At 51.5% G+C, this 17,652-nt stretch carries 23 protein-coding genes; 10 read left to right on the top strand and 13 right to left on the bottom strand.

The features are described from left to right. The first annotated feature begins 1 nt into the window (after position 1). The 6 genes from rsxC (at position 2) to AYJ59_RS08140 (ending at position 5,812) form a co-directional block, all read left to right on the top strand. Positions 2 to 2,296 carry an electron transport complex subunit RsxC gene (gene rsxC, locus AYJ59_RS08115; RefSeq protein ID WP_127119816.1) on the top strand — a complete coding sequence of 765 codons (2,295 nt, stop codon included), beginning with the start codon at positions 2 to 4 and terminating at the stop codon, positions 2,294 to 2,296. Positions 2,297 to 2,298: 2 nt separating this feature from the next. Continuing rightward, complete coding sequence (locus AYJ59_RS08120) at positions 2,299 to 3,327, top strand: RnfABCDGE type electron transport complex subunit D (RefSeq protein ID WP_127119817.1); 1,029 nt, start codon at positions 2,299 to 2,301, stop codon at positions 3,325 to 3,327. A 29-nt stretch (positions 3,328 to 3,356) separates the two neighbouring features. After that, on the top strand, positions 3,357 to 4,031 hold the full coding sequence (rsxG, locus tag AYJ59_RS08125; protein WP_225972418.1) for an electron transport complex subunit RsxG: 675 nt from the start codon (positions 3,357 to 3,359) through the stop codon (positions 4,029 to 4,031). Next, positions 4,024 to 4,761 carry an electron transport complex subunit E gene (locus AYJ59_RS08130; protein WP_269467389.1) on the top strand — a complete coding sequence of 246 codons (738 nt, stop codon included), beginning with the start codon at positions 4,024 to 4,026 and terminating at the stop codon, positions 4,759 to 4,761. The genes rsxG and AYJ59_RS08130 overlap by 8 nt, the downstream gene beginning before the upstream one ends. Before the next feature lie 67 nt (positions 4,762 to 4,828). After that, complete coding sequence (gene nth, locus AYJ59_RS08135) at positions 4,829 to 5,461, top strand: endonuclease III (protein ID WP_068648470.1); 633 nt, start codon at positions 4,829 to 4,831, stop codon at positions 5,459 to 5,461. Between the two features lie 117 nt (positions 5,462 to 5,578). Next, positions 5,579 to 5,812: a DUF2789 family protein gene (locus tag AYJ59_RS08140; RefSeq protein ID WP_029937888.1), complete on the top strand. Its 234-nt coding sequence runs from the start codon at positions 5,579 to 5,581 to the stop codon at positions 5,810 to 5,812. 42 nt (positions 5,813 to 5,854) lie between these two features. Here the strand turns inward: AYJ59_RS08140 and AYJ59_RS08145 are convergent, their stop codons facing one another. The 5 genes from AYJ59_RS08145 to AYJ59_RS08165 form a co-directional block, all read right to left on the bottom strand. Beyond that, the gene (locus AYJ59_RS08145) at positions 5,855 to 6,304 is read right to left on the bottom strand and encodes a hypothetical protein (RefSeq protein ID WP_127119818.1); all 450 of its coding nucleotides are present in this window, start codon (positions 6,302 to 6,304) and stop codon (positions 5,855 to 5,857) included. Positions 6,305 to 6,401: 97 nt separating this feature from the next. Then, entirely contained in the window at positions 6,402 to 6,899 is a 498-nt protein-coding gene (locus AYJ59_RS08150) for a DUF2938 domain-containing protein (protein ID WP_127119819.1), read from the bottom strand. Positions 6,900 to 7,049: 150 nt separating this feature from the next. Continuing rightward, positions 7,050 to 7,592, bottom strand: a complete 543-nt coding sequence (locus AYJ59_RS08155; RefSeq protein ID WP_127119820.1) for a DUF924 family protein — start codon at positions 7,590 to 7,592, stop codon at positions 7,050 to 7,052. A 21-nt stretch (positions 7,593 to 7,613) separates the two neighbouring features. Then, the gene (locus AYJ59_RS08160) at positions 7,614 to 7,865 is read right to left on the bottom strand and encodes a GlsB/YeaQ/YmgE family stress response membrane protein (protein ID WP_068648464.1); all 252 of its coding nucleotides are present in this window, start codon (positions 7,863 to 7,865) and stop codon (positions 7,614 to 7,616) included. 214 nt (positions 7,866 to 8,079) lie between these two features. Next, on the bottom strand, positions 8,080 to 8,694 hold the full coding sequence (locus AYJ59_RS08165; RefSeq protein ID WP_127119821.1) for an FKBP-type peptidyl-prolyl cis-trans isomerase: 615 nt from the start codon (positions 8,692 to 8,694) through the stop codon (positions 8,080 to 8,082). Positions 8,695 to 8,815: 121 nt separating this feature from the next. Here AYJ59_RS08165 and AYJ59_RS08170 point away from each other — a divergent pair, with 121 nt between their 5' ends. Then, a complete protein-coding gene (locus tag AYJ59_RS08170; RefSeq protein ID WP_127119822.1) occupies positions 8,816 to 9,274 on the top strand; it encodes a nucleoside deaminase in 459 nt (152 codons plus the stop codon). A 146-nt stretch (positions 9,275 to 9,420) separates the two neighbouring features. On the opposite strand, the gene AYJ59_RS08180 is transcribed toward AYJ59_RS08170, so the two are convergent. The 5 genes from AYJ59_RS08180 to nfsB form a co-directional block, all read right to left on the bottom strand. Further along, positions 9,421 to 9,870: a Dps family protein gene (locus tag AYJ59_RS08180; protein WP_029937881.1), complete on the bottom strand. Its 450-nt coding sequence runs from the start codon at positions 9,868 to 9,870 to the stop codon at positions 9,421 to 9,423. Positions 9,871 to 10,037: 167 nt separating this feature from the next. After that, entirely contained in the window at positions 10,038 to 10,625 is a 588-nt protein-coding gene (locus AYJ59_RS08185; RefSeq protein ID WP_127119824.1) for an SAM-dependent methyltransferase, read from the bottom strand. 107 nt (positions 10,626 to 10,732) lie between these two features. Then, complete coding sequence (locus AYJ59_RS08190; RefSeq protein ID WP_127119825.1) at positions 10,733 to 11,344, bottom strand: HAD-IA family hydrolase; 612 nt, start codon at positions 11,342 to 11,344, stop codon at positions 10,733 to 10,735. Between the two features lie 19 nt (positions 11,345 to 11,363). Continuing rightward, positions 11,364 to 11,879: a DUF6790 family protein gene (locus AYJ59_RS08195; protein WP_127119826.1), complete on the bottom strand. Its 516-nt coding sequence runs from the start codon at positions 11,877 to 11,879 to the stop codon at positions 11,364 to 11,366. Positions 11,880 to 12,022: 143 nt separating this feature from the next. After that, entirely contained in the window at positions 12,023 to 12,676 is a 654-nt protein-coding gene (gene nfsB, locus AYJ59_RS08200; protein ID WP_127119827.1) for an oxygen-insensitive NAD(P)H nitroreductase, read from the bottom strand. Between the two features lie 149 nt (positions 12,677 to 12,825). Between nfsB and AYJ59_RS08205 the strand changes: the two genes are divergently transcribed. Both AYJ59_RS08205 and AYJ59_RS08210 read left to right on the top strand, forming a co-directional pair. Next, a complete protein-coding gene (locus AYJ59_RS08205; RefSeq protein ID WP_164730752.1) occupies positions 12,826 to 13,107 on the top strand; it encodes a DUF2470 domain-containing protein in 282 nt (93 codons plus the stop codon). Between the two features lie 256 nt (positions 13,108 to 13,363). Continuing rightward, a complete protein-coding gene (locus AYJ59_RS08210) occupies positions 13,364 to 13,801 on the top strand; it encodes a host attachment protein (protein WP_127119829.1) in 438 nt (145 codons plus the stop codon). 91 nt (positions 13,802 to 13,892) lie between these two features. Here AYJ59_RS08210 and AYJ59_RS08215 read toward each other — a convergent pair whose 3' ends face one another. Continuing rightward, positions 13,893 to 14,711: a glucosaminidase domain-containing protein gene (locus AYJ59_RS08215; RefSeq protein ID WP_127119830.1), complete on the bottom strand. Its 819-nt coding sequence runs from the start codon at positions 14,709 to 14,711 to the stop codon at positions 13,893 to 13,895. Positions 14,712 to 14,954: 243 nt separating this feature from the next. On the opposite strand from AYJ59_RS08215, the gene AYJ59_RS08220 reads away from it, so the two are divergent. Beyond that, on the top strand, positions 14,955 to 16,031 hold the full coding sequence (locus tag AYJ59_RS08220) for an alkene reductase (protein WP_127119831.1): 1,077 nt from the start codon (positions 14,955 to 14,957) through the stop codon (positions 16,029 to 16,031). Positions 16,032 to 16,113: 82 nt separating this feature from the next. Here AYJ59_RS08220 and AYJ59_RS08225 read toward each other — a convergent pair whose 3' ends face one another. Both AYJ59_RS08225 and AYJ59_RS08230 read right to left on the bottom strand, forming a co-directional pair. Then, positions 16,114 to 17,199, bottom strand: a complete 1,086-nt coding sequence (locus tag AYJ59_RS08225; protein WP_206197859.1) for an ADP-ribosylglycohydrolase family protein — start codon at positions 17,197 to 17,199, stop codon at positions 16,114 to 16,116. 192 nt (positions 17,200 to 17,391) lie between these two features. Continuing rightward, positions 17,392 to 17,601: a DUF3820 family protein gene (locus AYJ59_RS08230; protein ID WP_127119832.1), complete on the bottom strand. Its 210-nt coding sequence runs from the start codon at positions 17,599 to 17,601 to the stop codon at positions 17,392 to 17,394. Positions 17,602 to 17,652: the final 51 nt, after the last annotated feature.

Genomic DNA, 17,652 nt, shown 5'->3' on the forward strand with positions numbered 1-17,652 from the left:
GATGACGACCGAAACCTTGAACTTCACGACGCTCAAAAACGCCAGTCTGCGACTGTTGGCCAAGCTTTATCCAATGGCCAAACGCGGGCTCTATCGTTTTCACGGCGGAGTCTTCCCGCGTTACAACAAATCCATGTCGTTGCGCCATCCACTTAAGCCGGTTTACATTCCAAAAACCTTGGTCTTGCCGTTGCAACAACACGTCGGGGTCGTGACGGAAGCCCAGGTTCAAGTCGGCGACCGCGTCCTCAAGAATCAATTATTGGCCGACACCGAAAAAGGCTTGGCTGCACCGATTCACGCGCCGACGTCCGGCACCATTACCGCCATTGAAGACCGCGTGCTTCCGCATGCTTCCGGTCTCAACGGACAATGTTTGGTCATCGAAACCGACGGTCAGGATGAGACCATCGACAACGCACTGCAAGTCGACGGCTCCCGTCCGCAAACACCCGACGAACTCAAAGCATTGGTCCATCGCGCCGGCATTGTCGGTATGGGCGGCGCCGGTTTCCCGACATTCGCCAAAATCCCATCGCAGCGCGGCCAGATTCAATACCTGCTGATCAACGGTGCCGAGTGCGAACCGTTCATCACCTGCGATGACGTTTTGATGCAGACCCAGCCCGAAAATATCATTCAAGGCGCTTTGATGGTCGCGGAAGCGCTGGGCGTCGAACGGATTATCTGCGGCATCGAAGACAACAAAGCGCAAGCGATTCAAGCCATGCAAAAAGCGGCCAACGGCACCGATGTCCAAATCGAGACCGTTGCCACCGTCTACCCGATGGGCAGTCAGGTACAGCTGACCCAGGAACTTACCGGTGTGGAATTACCCGCCAATACCCACGCGGTGGACGCCGGTATCCTGATGATGAACGTCGCCACCTTCGCCGCCATTCACGACGCCGTGACCCACGGCAATCCGCTGATCAGTCGTTTGGTCACCGTTTCAGGCGAAGGCCTACAGCAACCTTTCAATATCGAAGCCCTGCTCGGTTCCTCGTTTGAAGAACTGGCTCAGCTCGCAAAGCCCAAACACCCGCTCGATTATCCCTTGATTCAAGGCGGACCGATGATGGGCATTGCCATGAAATCCAATCAAGTGCCGGTCATCAAAACCACCAACTGCATTCTCGCCAATCCGCCGCAACCGATGGAAGAAGCCTTGCCCTGCATCCGTTGCGGCGAATGCATGGATGCCTGCCCGGTCAACCTGTTGCCACAACAAATGTACTGGTACAGCCGGAGCCATGAGTTCGATAAAGTCGAAAAACTCAAAGTGTTCGATTGCATCGAATGCGGTTGTTGCAGCTTCGTCTGCCCCAGCCAGATTCCGCTGGTGCAGTATTACCGTTTCGCAAAATCCGAAATCAAAAAAATCAAACAGGAAGAACAAGCGGCGGAATTGGCCAAGCAACGCCACGAGTTCAAGCTTGCGCGTTTGGAGCGCGAAAAACAGGAACGTGATGCCCGCTTGAAAGCTAAAAAAGAAGCCGTGAAGAAAAAAGCCGCTGCGGAACAGGCCGAGGCCAACACGTCCAGCGCATCCGTGGCCAAAAAACCGGCTTCCGCCGCAGCGGCAGCACAAGCGGCCGCGCGTGCTCGCCAAAAATCGGCTGAAAAAGACAGCGGGGTCGCCCCGAAATTGTCCGCGCGTGAAAAAGCCATTGCCGCCGCGAAAAAACGTACGGAAGCCGCTGAAAAGCAAGCCGAATCCCAAACGGCGGAACCGAAGAAGAAACCGGATCCAAAAGCAGCCGCCATGGCCGCGGCCAAAAAACGAGCTGCGGCCAAAGCGGCAGCTCAAAACTCAAGCAACAGCACATCTGACAGTGCGTCCAAACCGGAAGCACAAACGGACAGCCAACCGTCTGCCGCCGACAAACGCAAAGCCGCGATGGAAGCGGCTCAAAAACGGGCTCAGGCCAAAAAAGCCAATGAGCCAAAACCGAAAACGGAAACGGCTGACGCCCCCAAAGACACCCCGAAAAGCGCCGACGATCAAACGTCCGTTCAGGACAAACGCCAGGCGGCGATGGCGGCCGCAAAAAAACGCGCTCAAGCCAAACAGAAGGCGCAAGCTGCCGGACCTCAAGAAACGGAACAAGCGGAAAAACCGGTCGCCGAAACACCGAAAAACGCCTCTCCGGAAGCGCCGGATGCCAAACGAAAAGCGGCCATGGCCGCCGCCAAAGCCAAGGCGGCGGCACGCGCGGCCAAAAAACGCCAAGCCGATGACGCACATGACACAAGCAGCTCGGCCACTCACCAAACCGATAAGGACGGACACTGAAGATGACTCCGACAACGTCACCATTCGCCCATAATGCCAGCAGCGTACGAAAGCTGATGATGCAGGTGCAAATCGCTGCCATTCCGGCCCTGTTGGCGCACATCTACTTTTTCGGTTACGGCATCACCATACAATGGGGCTTGGCGGTACTGACACTCATCATCACCGAATACGCCCTGCTGAAATTACGCGGCCGCCCGGTGATGCCATACCTGACCGATTTAAGCGGCGTCATCACCGTCACCGGCCTGGTCTTCTGTATTCCGCCGGAATCGCCTTGGTGGGTGATTGTTTCCGGCGTGATTTTCGCGCTGGTCTTCGGCAAACACCTGTACGGCGGACTCGGCTATAACCCGTTCAACCCCGCCATGCTGGGCTATGCTTTCGTGTTGATTTCCTTCCCGGCGGAACTGACGCAATGGACCTTGCCGTCGGACGTTTCCGGCCACCATATCGGCTTTATGGAATCCTTCCAGATGATTTTCACCGGCCACACACCGAACGACTTAGGGCTGGACCAAATCACCGGCGCCACACCATTGGATCAGGTTAAAACCGCGCTGACACAAGGCACACCGGTGTTCGCCTCGCTCGACAGCGCCAATTTCAATGACAACCAAATTCCGTATGGCTGGGCGTCCATCAATATCGCCTTCCTGATTGGCGGTTTGTGGATGCTGTATTCACGCGCGATTCGCTGGCAGTATCCGGTCGGGTTTTTAGGTGGCTTGGCCGGCATCGCCTTTGTGTTTCACAGCCTGGACCCAAGCCAATACGCACCGGTGAGCTTTCACCTGCTGTCCGGCGGCGTGATGCTCGCGGCCTTTTTCATCATCACCGATCCGGTCACCTCCAGTACCACGCCGATGGGCCGTTTCATCTACGCCATCGGCATCGGCTTGCTGGTGTACATTATCCGTAACTGGGGCGCTTATCCGGACGGAATCGCTTTCGCGATCTTGATTATGAACATGTTTGTACCGCTCATCGACCAATACACGCAACCACGCGTGGTCGGCTACAAGAAATAACGTAACCTTAACGGAATAGGAAAACGCACGTGTCGGACACTGAAAACCAAACCGAAAACACGGAAACCCAACAATCCACCAGGCCTGGTCAAATGCTTTGGAAGCAAATGCTGCGTTCCGCGCTGATGTTGAGTCTGTTCACCCTGATTGGCGTCAGCCTGTTGCTGGTAGCGAAACTCCTGACCGACGAACCAATTCAGGAAGCGGAACGCGCCAACCTTCTGGCCACCGTCAACCAATTGCTGCCAACCGATGAATACGACAACGATCCCTTGCAAGACACCCTTCAAGTGCGCTCTCCGAAATATCTTGGCACGGACGCACCGGTCACCGTTTACCGCGCTCGCCAGAACGGCGAACCGGTGGCGGTCATTCTCACCACCGTCGCGCCGGACGGCTACAGCGGCGACATTAAAATCATGCTCGCCGTTTATCGTGATGGGCGCATCGCCGGGGTTCGCGTCTTGAAACACAAAGAAACGCCAGGCCTGGGCGATAAGATTGAATTGCGTAAATCCAGCTGGATATTATCCTTCGACGGTCTTAAACTGAGAGAAGACAATGTCCCGATGTGGGCGGTGCGCAAAGACGGTGGTCACTTTGACCAGTTCACCGGCGCCACCATCACGCCGCGCGCCGTGATTAAAGCCGTCCGCAAGGCGCTGACGTTTGTCCAACAAAAAGGAGATGCTTTGTATGAGTGATGCGGCTGTTTCATCCCCAAACACCTTGTCCGACAAACTGGCCGATTACAAACACATCGCCCAAAACGGTCTTTGGAACAACAACCAGGCCTTGGTCGCCCTGCTTGGCCTTTGCCCGTTGCTGGCCGTCACCAACAACACTGTCAACGGCATCGGACTCGGTTTGGCAACCATGGCGGTTCTGATCGTGTCCAACGTGCTGGTCTCCTTGATTCGCGACCATGTGTCCGACGAAATCCGCATTCCGGTGTTCATCGCCATCATCGCTTCGGCGGTGACCGTCATCGATCTGTTGATGGAAGCCTATCTGAACACCTTACACGGCATTCTGGGCATCTTCATTCCTCTGATTGTCACCAACTGCGCCATTCTCGGCCGCGCCGAAGCCTATGCCTCGAAAAACCCCATCGACAAATCATTGGTGGATGCTTTCTTCATGGGTTTGGGCTTTGCACTGGTGCTGGTGGTGCTGGGCGCTTTACGGGAAATCATCGGCAACGGCACCCTATTCGACCAAATGGATTTGATGTTCGGTGAATCCGCCCAAGCCATGACGCTGCATTTCTCCGATAATTATCACCCGGTTTTGTTGGCGATTCTGCCGCCCGGTGCCTTTATCGGGCTGGGCTTGCTGGTGGCGCTGAAAAATGCGATTGAACAACGCCGCGCGCAGAAAGCCCAAAACGCTTTGGGCGTCCAGGTCGCCGTCAATCCGCTTAAAGCTGACTGAAGCCGACTAAACCGATTACGAAAGCAACCAATCCACCGAACTTTTTTAACCCAAATTTGAACCATCCATGAACAAACAAAAGCGCCTTGAAATTTTCCAACGTCTGGCCGAAGCCATTCCCGAGCCGGAAACCGAGCTCAACTATTCCAACCCTTTCGAACTGCTGATTGCGGTGATTTTATCGGCGCAGGCCACCGACAAAGGCGTCAATATCGCCACCGCCAAACTCTTCCCGGTCGCCAACACGCCGGAAGCGATTTATGCCCTCGGCGAAGACGGCTTGAAGGAATACATCAAAACCATCGGCCTGTTCAACACCAAAGGCGCCAACATCATCAAAACCTGCAAAATGTTGATGGACCTTCACAACTCGCAAGTGCCGGACAACCGAAAAGACTTGGAAGCCCTGCCGGGCGTGGGCCGCAAAACCGCCAATGTCGTCCTCAACACCGCATTTGGCCAACCGACCATGGCGGTGGACACCCATATTTTCCGCGTCTCCAACCGCACCAATATCGCACCGGGCAAAACCGTGCTGGAAGTGGAAAAGAAACTGCTCAAAAACGTGCCGAAAGAATACATTATCCCGGCGCACCACTTATTGATTCTGCACGGCCGTTACACCTGTACCGCGCGTAAACCGCGTTGCGGCGCCTGCTGTATTTACGACTTGTGTGAGTTCAAAGAAAAAACCGCTTAATTCGCTGTTGCATAAAACCGAATTCGACCAGTCCTAGTCAGTTTGGGTTTTTCGTTTGCCATCGCTTCACGGCTCGGCGTAAAATGGGATTAAGCCGATTAGAACGAGGAGCACACCATGGAAACCTCTGCGCACGACCTGAATGCCCTATTCGCACAATTGGGATTGGATAATTCGGATGACGCCATTGAAGCGTTTTTGAAAAAACAGCCGCGCCTGTCTCAAGTCACGCTGTTGCATGAAGCCAGTCTCTGGACACCGGCACAAGCGGCGTTTTTGAAAGAAGCGGTGGAAGACGATGCCGATTGGGTGGATGCGGTGAATCACCTCGACACCTTAATGCGGAAATAACGGTTTTCGATAACCGCTTTATCGAATTCGCTCGATAACGCTCTATAAAATCGGGAACCACGGAGAGGTTTCCACCTGTTCGTACAGGCGGCGGAAATCTTTTTTCAGTTCGCTTTCCAGTCCTTTACGGCGCGCTTCCTGACAGCCCCCCAGTTTGTAGATTTCGGCATACAACGATTTTTTCATCGCCGATTCCGTATCACGCGGGTCATCCGTCAGAAAACGCTTAATGAAGTTATTGACGGTCAGATTATACTTTTCAATAAATAGGCGGTTAACCTTGGCTTCGTTTTGCGACGCACTCACGCCCCGGCAACGTTGATTGAAAAAGTCGTACTTCAACGCGGTTTCCACCAAGGCAATGTGCAGCGCCTCGCCTTTCAGTTCCGGTTCGGTCTCGGCGGATGCGGTATTCAAAGCAAAAGCTCCAAATACCCACACCATCAATACCCAGACGGGAATAAACGTCACGTTTTTCAGACCACTTTCCAAACCGTAATACCTTCCATATTTCGTTTTACTCGATAACGAAACTTTACCATAGAAGCGTGCGGACTACTATCTTCCCCTCCCGGCTCTTTGTCCTTCCCTAGGCTCCCAGCCAGAAGAAGACAGCGCCCGCCACATAAAGTCCGATACCGAAAGAGGTATGAGCCATCAGACTGCGAAAGCGGGTTTGAGTCGGCTGCGGCGTTTTGGCACCCATCACACCGAGGCCAAAAGCCGGCTGCATGACAAAGAACGGTACGATAACGGTTGCAACACCAAATAACAACGCGGGGAGCCAAGTCGGGTTTTGCAACCAGTCCGGCGAAATAATCCATAGAAAAATCCAGGCGAAAATCACACCAATCCCATAATGGGAGACCCAACCGACAACACACTCCAACGGCCGTTTTTCCGCCGTGGCGATACTCTCGTGCGCGAAGCGTCCGTTTCGCATATGACAAAGCCAGCGCCCCACAAAACAGTAATTCAAGGATGGTATCGCAAAAGCCCGTTTCACAAACAACGCCCACAAATCCATCACCAAGGTGGCACCAACACCCAAAAACAATCCCGCCCAAACAAATCCTTCCAGACTCATACCTTGCCCCACCGATTTTAAAAAAGATTTAGCATAACGGGTGCTCGGTAAATAACCATCACTTGCGATTGAGATTCACATTGTTTTCTTTTTTATTCATTGTGAGGGGATAACGAGAAATAACGCAGACAGGGTGCAGAAAGAAATAACTCAACCAGTAAAAGCATTCGGTGAATCGAGATAGGCTTTTTCGGCGTCAGAGCTGATGCGCCCCAGAATCGCATTACGGTGCGGGAAACGGCCGAATTGCCGAATCAATTCCCGATGGTGACGCGCGAACTTGAGGTTGTCTGTTAAACCGGCCGCCTCGAACAAACGGACCGATTCGTCTTGATCCGCCAAATGCTCGCTGTGCATCAACGGCATATACAAAAATGCCCGCTTGGCGGGTGTCAGTTGTTGGTCCAATCCTTTGGCGACGGCGTGTTTCGTCACCGCCACCGCTTGCTGCTCGGTCGTGAAGCTTTTCGGGTCTCCCCGAAACATATTCAACGGGAACTGATCCAGCACAATGCACAACGCCAGACAACCTTCCGGCGAGTCTTGCCAACTGGTCAGTTCGCCGCCCGCCGCACTTTCCCACAAGCTTTCAAAACGGTCTCGGATGGTTTGGTCAATCGCCGGGGTCGACAGAAACCAATGCTCGGCCATACTCGGCGAATACCAAAAATCAATGACGTCTGCCGGTGTCATGAGAAAGCTCCCCTACTCGGGTTAGACTTTTTTCAAAACGCCGATCACAAACAACAGCACGATGGCGCCAATGGTCGCCGTGATGATGGAGCCAATCAAGCCGCCCGCAGAAATCCCGACCAAGCCGAACAAAAAGCCGCCGACAAAGGCCCCGATAATGCCAATGACCATATTCCCCAGCAAACCGAAACCGCCGCCTTTCATCACTAAACCGGCCAGCCAACCGGCAACGGCGCCAATCAACAAAAACACAATCAATGCTCCAAGTTCCATACCCACCTCATTTTTATTTTTGTTTCAAATAGAATAAATCCAGCGGCTTCATTTAAGCAAAAATCCGCAGCCATGACTAGCTTTTCTTCTAGCGAACCAAACCACAAAACCATCAGGCCTGGCCATAATCCACAGATTCTAGCGTCCGCCCTCAGGCATAAAAAAAGCCCGCAAATGCGGGCTTTTATAACGAATCGCCGACGTTCGGTCAGTCTTAGCTGACAATCTCCAGCAACTCTACTTCAAACACCAGTGTTTCATAAGGCCCGATGGCGCCGCCGGAACCTTGTGTGCCATACGCCAACTCATATGGCACGGTCAAACGCCACTTGGAGCCGACCGGCATCATTTGAAGCGCTTCGGTCCAACCGGCAATCACGCGGTTAACCGGGAATTCGGCCGGTTGACCACGCTCCACAGAACTGTCGAACACACTGCCGTCAATCAAAGTACCGTGATAATGGGTTGAAACCACCGACTCCGCACTCGGCTTCTCACCATTACCTTCCACCAGAATCTCATACTGCAAACCGGATTCGGTCACGGTGACACCGTCTTTTTTGGCATTTTCGGCCAAAAAGGCTTCGCCTTCCGCCGCGGCCGCTTCAGCACGCTCAGCGGCTTTGGCTTGCATCAGGTCATTGATTTCCTGAAAGGCTTCACGAAATTGCGCATCCGCAATCGGGCTGGCTTTGCCCTGCAACGCATCTTTTAACCCTTCCGCCATGGCTTCCGCGTTCAACCCTTCAAATGGGTCGGCGGCCAATTGGTCGCCAAACTGACGGCCCAAGCCGTAACTGACAATATCCGGTGTGGTGGTATAAGACATAATTCAATACTCAAGTTACTTATCAATAAAGGCAGGCATCATAGCATAAATCGCTCAAACGCTGGGAATCGGTTACACTGAACGCGGGTGAAAACTCTCTTTCCAAACAGAAGGAACCGCAATGGATTCATTGGATTATCAAGCGTTACTGGCACCCGCCCTGGCGGAAGCCCAAGCCGGTTTTGAGGAAGGCGGCGTGCCAGTCGGCGCGGCGTTATTCGACCAAAACGGTCAACTGCTCGGCAAAGGCCGAAACCGCCGTGTGCAGGATGACGACCCGAGCGTTCACGGTGAAACCGCCGCCTTTCGCGATGCCGGACGCCAGCGTTGTTACCGCGACACCATTTTGGTCACCACGCTCACGCCCTGCTGGTATTGCTCCGGTTTGATTCGCCAGTTCGGCATCGGCACCGTTGTCATCGGCGAAAACGCAAACTTTGAAGGCCATTTGGATTGGCTAAAAGAAGCCGGCGTCAAGGTCATTTTGCTCGACGACGAGCGTTGCAAACAGCTCATGGCGCGTTTCATCGAACAATCACCGGACATCTGGAACGAAGACATCGGCCAATGCGACCACTGACCCGTTATAACGTTTTTCACCAGGCCTGGCCGTTTTAGCCATGACTGAAACCAAAAAAGCCACACATGAACTTTATCATGCGTGGCTTTTTTATTGAAACAACCGGAGCACAAAGCGCCCCGTCATTTTCACCGGATGGCTTTCGCTTATTTATAAACCGCTTCGCCTTTGGTGGCTTTCAACATCCAGTCGTCTTTTTCCAGCACTTCCATTTGCTCGTCGGCGATGGCGGTGGTGACGCGGTCATCTTCCGCTTCGGCGGCTTCGGCCAGTGCTTTAAACGCTTTAATCCAATGCGCCAGCATTGACTCCACATACGCCAGAACCGCTTTCTCGTCAAAACAGGTTTCCGTCAATGCCGGAAGCGTGCTCGCCGCTTTCAATTCATCCAAGTTCAACAATGGCAAAGCGCCTTTCTGCAGCAAACGCTCGGCCGCGTCGTCATACAGTTCCGACATACGCTCGTAATAGCCTTCCGTCATCTCGTGCATGGCTTTGAATCGCGTTCCCTGAACCAACCAGTGAATTTGGTGTAATTGTAGATAATAAGCGTGCGCATCCGCTTGGATGGTTTTTAGCTGACTGATAACAGACATATCCTTTCTCCGTTACATTGCGTTATATTTAATGAGTCTTCGATTTAATCTTGACAGAAATCCGGCCAAACGACAAGCGATTCACATCATAGTTAACACAAATAATTTTAATTATCATAATAGACTAAATTAAATGACGTTTGAGTTAGCTGTTTCAAAACCGTCGTTTAACGTTTCACCGCCACAGCCTGCACCACATGGCCCAGCCCGGTGTGGTTGGTGCCTTCCACAATCGAGCGTTCCAACTCCGTCAAATGCAGGAATTCCATCTGCGGTAACTCCTGCTCCAAAACGCTTTGCGACACCATCATTTCCGCCACCGGCGGCCCGCCGGTTTTATAAGACAACTGCAACGGCGTATAGCCCTCCACCAAAAACACGCCCTTCGGTTTCAAAGCGGTTTGCACGCGATGATACACATCCGCCCGCAAGTCTGCCGGCAAATGGCAGAAAATCGACACAATGCCGTCCCAAGCTTCTTCGCCCAAATCAAACTGCGCCAGGTCGGCACAGACGGTTTCGATTTCCACTTGGTTTTCTTCGGCCAGACGCTCGGCCTTCTGCAAGCCAACGTGCGATAAATCCACCGCGGTGACGTCATAGCCTAACTTGGCCAGAAAAACCGCATTACGCCCTTCGCCTTCGGCCAGACACAACACCTTGCCTTTCGGCAAATGGTGGACCTGTTCGCGTAAAAAATCATTCGGTTCGGTGCCGTAAACGTAATGTTCCGTATCGTAAGTGTCGTTCCACATAGTGTCTGTCTATTCTTGCTACTCTTGTTTTGGTTAACCTTTAAAGTGCGACAGGATAGCATACTCGATTCAGGTAAAAACCCCATTTTCAGGAAGCTTAAAGCCTATCACAGGAGATTTTCAATAAACCTCAACACTTGCGGTTTGTTCTGGTAACAAACAGCGGAAAAACCGATATTGGCCGCCACCTGAACATTCCGTTCATTGTCGTCAATGAAAACCGATGTCTCTGCCGTGCTATGGGTCATGGATAAGGCTTTTTCGAAAAAGCCCCGCTCGGGTTTGGTCAAGGCAATGTCCGACGAGTTCACCACCGCGTCAAAGGCCGACATCAAATTGGATTGTTTGAGATCCTCCGCCAGTTTGGTCGTGGCATTCGTCGCCAAAACCAGCTTGGCTTGCGGGGCCAGTGCTTGAATATCCGCCAGCAAATCGAAATCGATGGTATAGTCCGCTTTTTGCCAGGCCTGTATCAAGCCTTCCGCGACCGTGTTTGAAAAATCATCGGCCAGGCACTGTTTGACCGACGCTTCCCAAGCTTCATGACACACTGTCCCAGTAATGGCCGGATGCAAACGAGCTCGATCAAACGCGGCTTGAAACAAAGTGCCCGTCGGCACCTTTAAGTCTGCTTCGCGGGCATGAATGTCGTTTCCCGCCCAGTGACGCACCACGCCGTCGAAATCAATGAAAATCGTGCCGTTGAAACTGTCGGTCATCTATACCGCCCAAACAGCTTTATTTGGCCTGGTTAACGCGATACTGCCAATACAACAAACCGTAGGCGATAACCGGCAGGAAAATATCCGTCCACAACACCACGCCCGCATTACCCGGCGCAAAATTATGGTGCGCGAAGATTTGATAAACATGACCCGCCGCGGCGCCCCATGTGAAAAACGCCGGGCCGGTGATCGCCGCCGCTCGGAACGCCCACCCTTGACGGAACGCCAGCACGCCCACAATGCCAAAGCCCAGGCTGGCAAAGCCCACTTCATATTGGAACGGGCTGTTCGGCCAGCCGATGAAATGCGCCGCCATCTCCGCGAAAAACACATGAATCACAAAATTGTATAAATAGGCGATGCCCACCGCAAACAGCATGAAATACGCAAACACCCGCTCCATCACCACCGCTTGGGTCAACGGTTGGATTCGCGCATACAGTGCCAACGAGAATCCCGCACTCAATACCCCTAAAATAAAGGCCGTTAACGGGAAATTACTCAACGCCAATTTAATCAGTTCACCCATGCGATTCACCTGTCCCAATAAAAAAGTAAAATGGTTTCAAACCGTTTCAATGGATTATAGAAGAAATTAGCGGGCAGGAAATAAACAATCGATAAAACGACCAGGCCTGGCCGTTTTGGGGAATCTCAACGTCTAAGATTGTTTTACAGCAGCGTAAACAATTCGTCTTCGGAGAAGCGAGATTTCGGCAATTGCGCGTTGAAATCGTCTTCGGCATGGAAGCCCAGCGCCACCACCGCCACGGCCGTAAGGCCTTGGCTTGGTAAATCGAATTCCTGATTCAACACCGCCAAATCCACGCCTTCAATCGGCACCGCATCAATGCCCAGCATGCCCGCGCCCAACAACAGATTCCCGATGTTCAAATACACTTGTTTTTCCGTCCAGCAAGCGACGTCGTCCCATTCCTTGCGATGCAAATCGGCATAGAAGCCGCGCACTTTCAGCGCCATCTCTTTGGCTTCCGGTTTCGGGAAACGGCCGTCGGCGTCTTCCTGATCCGTCACCTTCTGCAAATACGCATCGGAAATATCGGTTTTGGCACAAAACAACACCACATGCGACGCCTCCATAATTTTCGGATGATTCGCCGCATAAGCGCCTTCGGCGCCCTTCGCCAAACGCGCCTTGCCGCCCGCCGAACTGGCCAGCACAAAATGCCAAGGCTGCGAATTCACCGACGACGGGCTCAAGCGCAATAACGCCTTCACCTGCTCAAACTGCTCGTCGGTCAAACGTTTCGTCGGGTCGAATTTCTTGGTCGCGTAACGGGTGTTTAGGATGTCATTTAAATTCATATTGTCTCTCATCATCGTACAAACCCGCCAAACATCTCGGCGGGCTTTGAACGGGTTTTAAAGTTGTGTCGAATATTTTAATATGGATGGTCTGATAAACTGCGGTTTATTATTCTATGGCGACGACACTCTCAGAGCAAGGAGACACCATGAGCATTACCCCTGAAGAACTCGAACGCATTATCGGCCACATGAATGACGATCACGGCGATGCTTTGGTACGCTACGCCCACGCCTTTGCCAATCGTAGTGACGTCACCGCCGCCAAAATGGTTGACCTGTCGGAAACGGAAATCGTGCTGGCATTGGAAAACGACGAACGCCTCGCGATTCCTCTCACCAGCCCGGTGCAAACCGCCGAAGACGCTCATATTGTGCTGGTAGAAATGGCCAAACAAGCACACAACATATTGGCCGCCAAAACCGATTAAATGCTTATGCTTGCTCGCGTCATTGTCGAAATGTAAAAACCACCAGGCCTGGTGATTTCTCAATTATCTTTTCATGAAATGAAATTTGCCCCTTCTAGCGCCGGTTTGGCGCTTTCCTCCCAAAACAACCAGATTGATTTCGGTGATGGCTCATATCATTTAGATTGAGGTCTGAGTCGATTTGATTAGAATAGAAAGCAGATGATTCTTTTAGCCTTTTTATTGTCTTATTCACACCAACTCAAAGGAGGTGATTATGAGCACCACGATCGGCTATGCCATCCTCGCGGACTTAGGCAACCTGAAAGTCTTTTCCATCCAACAAACAGACCAAAAAACCAACTCTTTGCAGGCCTATGAGTCTGTTGACAATATCGAAGGCCACGCCAAGCTGTCGGAAATCTACAGCGACAAAGCCGGCGATTATTCCAATACCGTTTCGGACAGCCACAGCACTTTCGAAACCAAAAGCGGAATGGAACGCGAAGCTCGCCTAATCGAAAGCCTGGCGGAATTCATCAACCACTTCGCCAAACAGCATCCCGGCAAACTCTATGTTTCCATTTCCAAGCCCATTCACGCCCAGATTAAAGACAATCTCAATGACTCAACCCTGAACAAAATCAAAGTGTTTCTAGGCAAAGACCTGAACCGACAGAACGTCGGCAGCATCATGGGCGCGTTTGAACTCTAACACCAGCGTTTGAGGTTAAAAACGCAGACATAAAAAAACCACCAGGCCTGGTGGTTTTTCAATATTCGGCAAATCACTTGAGCAAACGAGCTTAACGCAACCAAGCCAATTTAAAGCTTTCCCCTTTATACACATCTTGAGTCAAGGCGCACAAGCCGGCATTATCCATCACCTTATTCACGTGCGTAATCCACGCCGGGCGGGTATTGAAACTTCTCGGTTGGCCGCCAATGCTTTTCACAAAGTCTTTTGCGACCTGACAGTTCAATAACGCCGTTTTGCCGTCGCTCTTCACCAGCTTGTCCATGTTCTCCGCCGCTTTCAAAAACACCGGCACTTTGGACTTTTCACTGATCCAACTGCTGGAAAAATCCCGCATCACATTCGCATACGCCAGTTTTAACGCTTGCGGGTGGTTTCGGAAATACAGCAGATTATTCGCCGTTCCCGCATAAGGTTTCGGGCGATAATCCTTTTTCAAACTCGGCGGTCTTTTTTGCCAAACCACCTCATTTTTCGGCATGCGTTTCGCCTTGTCGACATCAATCATAATCTGATTGGTGGCTCGATTTCTCGGCAAGGTCAGCGGCGGCAATTCCGCCTCGCCTTTACGCGCGCCCAAGCTCATAATATTGCCGGTAATCTGCGCCACATAGCCTTGCCCATAACCGGATTCCCAACCCGCAATCGCCAATATCGCCGCCGGGGGAACATTGTCTTTCAAACCGATTTTAACGGCCTCTTCCGCCGTTAAATCGTAAAACGTTTGCACGTGTGCGTATTTGCGTAATGAATAATGAGACGCATTCGACTTTTTAACGAGGGCCTGTTCGTTGGCGTGCGCATTAACCGAAAAGGTTTGAATGGAAAATGCGCCAATAACAGACAAACTCAAGGCTAGGATTTTCATAGAAGTCTCTCATATCGTTTAGGATATTTAACCTGAATGTATCCGGAATTTCCAAATAAAGTTCTCAACCAATCAAACCGGACTCTTGGACTTTCATGGAATTTTAATCGGGTTTTAATACTTTCCTGAACACAGTTTTGCTCAAATGGCAAAAACGATTCAATCAAATGGTTTTAGAATAGCCTAATCGAATTATCCGAATAATCGTCACCTGCTTTCAATCAGCACATTAAGGAACAAACCATGTCCACAGATACCGCTGCGTTATTTCAGCCCGTTCAACTGGGCCACTTGACCTTAGCCAACCGTTTTATCATGGCACCTTTGACACGATGCCGTGCCATTGATCATTTACCAAACGACTTAATGGCGGAATATTACTCGCAAAGAGCCAGCGCCGGATTGATTATCAGTGAATGCACCATGGTCACCCCACAGACGTCCGCGTTCGGCAATGACCCAGGCATTTATTCGCAAGAACAAATCGATGGTTGGAAAAAAACCACCGACGCGGTGCATCAAGCCGGTGGCAAAATCTTTCTGCAAATCTGGCATGCCGGTCGTGCCGCCCATCCATTGCTCAACAACGGCCAAGAAGCCGTTAGTGCCAGCGCCCTGGCCATTGACGATGAAACCCACACGCCGGAAGGCAAAAAACCTTACACAGTCGCGCACGAACTGACCAAAGCGGAAATTGCCGACATTGTGAATGACTTCCGTCAAGGCGCGACCAATGCCATTGAAGCCGGGTTTGACGGCGTGGAAGTCCACGGCGCCAATGGCTATCTGATTGACCAATTCCTGCGAGACAGCGCCAATCAAAGAACCGATGAATACGGCGGTTCACTGGAAAACCGCGCCCGATTTTTGACCGAAATTTTGCAAGCCGTGACCGACGAAATCGGCAGCGACAAGGTCGGGTTACGTTTATCGCCGCTCAACAGCTTTAACAGCATGAAAGACAGCGACCCGGTCACGTGGATGGCGTTCCTGGCCAAACACCTCAACTCATTCAATTTGGCTTATCTACATGTCATGCGCGCGGATTTCTTCGGCCAACAACAGGCGGATATTCTTCCCGTCGCGCGGGAGCATTTTAAAGGCCACTTAATGGTCAATATGGGGTACACCGCCCAAGAAGCCGCAGACGTGATTGAACAAGGGCTGGCAGACTCGGTGGCCTTTGGCACCGGCTTCCTCGCCAACCCGGATTTACCGGCACGCATCCAAGCGGGTGCAGAGTTGAACACACCAGACCAAGATACCTTCTACACCAGTGATGAAAAAGGCTACACCGACTACCCGTTTATGAATGGCTAATCAAGCATCACCGAATAAAAAACCCGCTTTATGCGGGTTTTGTTTTAAAAGTAACCAAGCCTGGCCGATTTGATTCAAAAGCTTAGCTAAGCTCAATATGAAAAGCTAGACTTTCCGCCAATTTCATCAGATCTTCTGCATTGTCTAGCCCCTCAAGAAACCGCTTAGGGATGCCACTCAACCCCACTTGAGCCCCCGTAAGGGCACCGGTCAGTATGGCGCGTGCTTGATTTTGACCACCGCCGTTTACGGCATGTAACACCGCTGACTCATAATCATTATAAAATAAAGCGGACAGATAATAAGCCGCAGGCAGTTGATGGTAAATGGCGCATGGCATGCCGTAAACGATGGAGACTTTCCAGGGCTGATCAATTCGAATGTCCACATCAAAAGCCGCCTCCGCCATATAAGCCGGTGACAACAACGCATCCGGAGAGGCAAAACGTCCTGCACGTGGTGGATCAGGGTCGCCTTTTTGCGGCGGTTGTAAACCATCATTCGTCACCGCATGAAAAGGCAATGCACCGCTTTTCACCAGCTTCATCAGTTTGGTGGAGATATCTGCATCCAAACGATTACCCTGAACAAGCTGTCCCAATACCGCGCCAAACGCCACCGTCATGGAAACGACCATATCGTCATTCTGTGTCAGGAGTGTGTTATCAGAAATGGCGGCGGCAAGCTTGTCTGGCTGAAAGGCATAACGGACAGCAATGGCAAGGGTACGCTCAATCGCTTCTGTGGTATCCGCATGCCCACCAGTTTGCCCCCAAGGCAGGTTTTGTTGAACCCGCTTGCGCCAGGCGTCTCGAATGGATTGGCTGGTATAGTTTCCCGGTCCGCTGATTGGCTTGCCGTCAATGAGAGGAAAAAGTTCCTCATCCATTCGACGACAAAAATCTTGTTCATCATAACCTTTGTTTTCAACTAGGGAGCGCAGCGTGAGTTCCAGAATAAACCCCGCTTGAGAGAGTTGACCGGCTTTTAAGCCATCATGATATCGACCCGGTTTTGGGTCCGTGTAATCGTCTATCCACTCGCCATAATCTCGACGCAGTTCCGTCAGGTCGTAATACCAATGCGGCCCCAGCGCCAACGCATCACCGATAAAAGCGCCCATAATCGCACCCGCCGCACGATCTTGAATTTCTAAAGGATTCATCATCACGCCTCCTCTATTGCTGTTTTTAGTCTAACACTATTTTGCGGAAGAATATTCAATCCAAGATTTTCGCATACAAAAAAGCCTCGCAATGCGAGGCTTAATAACAAAGGCTCTATCCCGGCCTGGTAGATTTTGATATTTTCTACAAATCAATCGAGTTTGCCCCCCATTAATTCCTTTCTCATTAAAAGTTTATTTTCTTAACGGATCAAGCAGCTGCTTTAAACCATTGTGATCTAATTCATGCATGAGCGCCAATAACTGCCCTAAATGACCAGACGGAAAGCCCTTACGCGCAAACCAATTAAGGTAATTGCCTGGCAAATCGGCAATAATTCGTCCCTTGTATTTTCCATAAGGCATCGTGACTGTAACGAGTTTTTTTAAGTTCTCTGGATTCATAAGTCAAAGTAGTGAGATAAGCATTTAGGCCTGTGCATCTTTCAGTAGCGT

Source organism: Thiomicrospira sp. S5, from assembly GCF_003991075.1.
GTDB classification, from domain to species: Bacteria; Pseudomonadota; Gammaproteobacteria; order Thiomicrospirales; family Thiomicrospiraceae; genus Hydrogenovibrio; species Hydrogenovibrio thermophilus.

Coding starts and splice junctions, on each gene's coding strand:
- rsxC (WP_127119816.1), top strand. CDS start 2: ATGACGACCGAAACCTTGAACTTCACGACGCTCAAAAACGCCAGTCTG.
- AYJ59_RS08120 (WP_127119817.1), top strand. CDS start 2,299: ATGACTCCGACAACGTCACCATTCGCCCATAATGCCAGCAGCGTACGA.
- AYJ59_RS08130 (WP_269467389.1), top strand. CDS start 4,024: ATGAGTGATGCGGCTGTTTCATCCCCAAACACCTTGTCCGACAAACTG.
- nth (WP_068648470.1), top strand. CDS start 4,829: ATGAACAAACAAAAGCGCCTTGAAATTTTCCAACGTCTGGCCGAAGCC.
- AYJ59_RS08140 (WP_029937888.1), top strand. CDS start 5,579: ATGGAAACCTCTGCGCACGACCTGAATGCCCTATTCGCACAATTGGGA.
- AYJ59_RS08150 (WP_127119819.1), bottom strand. CDS start 6,899: ATGAGTCTGGAAGGATTTGTTTGGGCGGGATTGTTTTTGGGTGTTGGT.
- AYJ59_RS08155 (WP_127119820.1), bottom strand. CDS start 7,592: ATGACACCGGCAGACGTCATTGATTTTTGGTATTCGCCGAGTATGGCC.
- AYJ59_RS08160 (WP_068648464.1), bottom strand. CDS start 7,865: ATGGAACTTGGAGCATTGATTGTGTTTTTGTTGATTGGCGCCGTTGCC.
- AYJ59_RS08165 (WP_127119821.1), bottom strand. CDS start 8,694: ATGTCTTATACCACCACACCGGATATTGTCAGTTACGGCTTGGGCCGT.
- AYJ59_RS08170 (WP_127119822.1), top strand. CDS start 8,816: ATGGATTCATTGGATTATCAAGCGTTACTGGCACCCGCCCTGGCGGAA.
- AYJ59_RS08180 (WP_029937881.1), bottom strand. CDS start 9,870: ATGTCTGTTATCAGTCAGCTAAAAACCATCCAAGCGGATGCGCACGCT.
- AYJ59_RS08185 (WP_127119824.1), bottom strand. CDS start 10,625: ATGTGGAACGACACTTACGATACGGAACATTACGTTTACGGCACCGAA.
- AYJ59_RS08190 (WP_127119825.1), bottom strand. CDS start 11,344: ATGACCGACAGTTTCAACGGCACGATTTTCATTGATTTCGACGGCGTG.
- AYJ59_RS08195 (WP_127119826.1), bottom strand. CDS start 11,879: ATGGGTGAACTGATTAAATTGGCGTTGAGTAATTTCCCGTTAACGGCC.
- nfsB (WP_127119827.1), bottom strand. CDS start 12,676: ATGAATTTAAATGACATCCTAAACACCCGTTACGCGACCAAGAAATTC.
- AYJ59_RS08205 (WP_164730752.1), top strand. CDS start 12,826: ATGAGCATTACCCCTGAAGAACTCGAACGCATTATCGGCCACATGAAT.
- AYJ59_RS08210 (WP_127119829.1), top strand. CDS start 13,364: ATGAGCACCACGATCGGCTATGCCATCCTCGCGGACTTAGGCAACCTG.
- AYJ59_RS08215 (WP_127119830.1), bottom strand. CDS start 14,711: ATGAAAATCCTAGCCTTGAGTTTGTCTGTTATTGGCGCATTTTCCATT.
- AYJ59_RS08220 (WP_127119831.1), top strand. CDS start 14,955: ATGTCCACAGATACCGCTGCGTTATTTCAGCCCGTTCAACTGGGCCAC.
- AYJ59_RS08225 (WP_206197859.1), bottom strand. CDS start 17,199: ATGATGAATCCTTTAGAAATTCAAGATCGTGCGGCGGGTGCGATTATG.
- AYJ59_RS08230 (WP_127119832.1), bottom strand. CDS start 17,601: ATGAATCCAGAGAACTTAAAAAAACTCGTTACAGTCACGATGCCTTAT.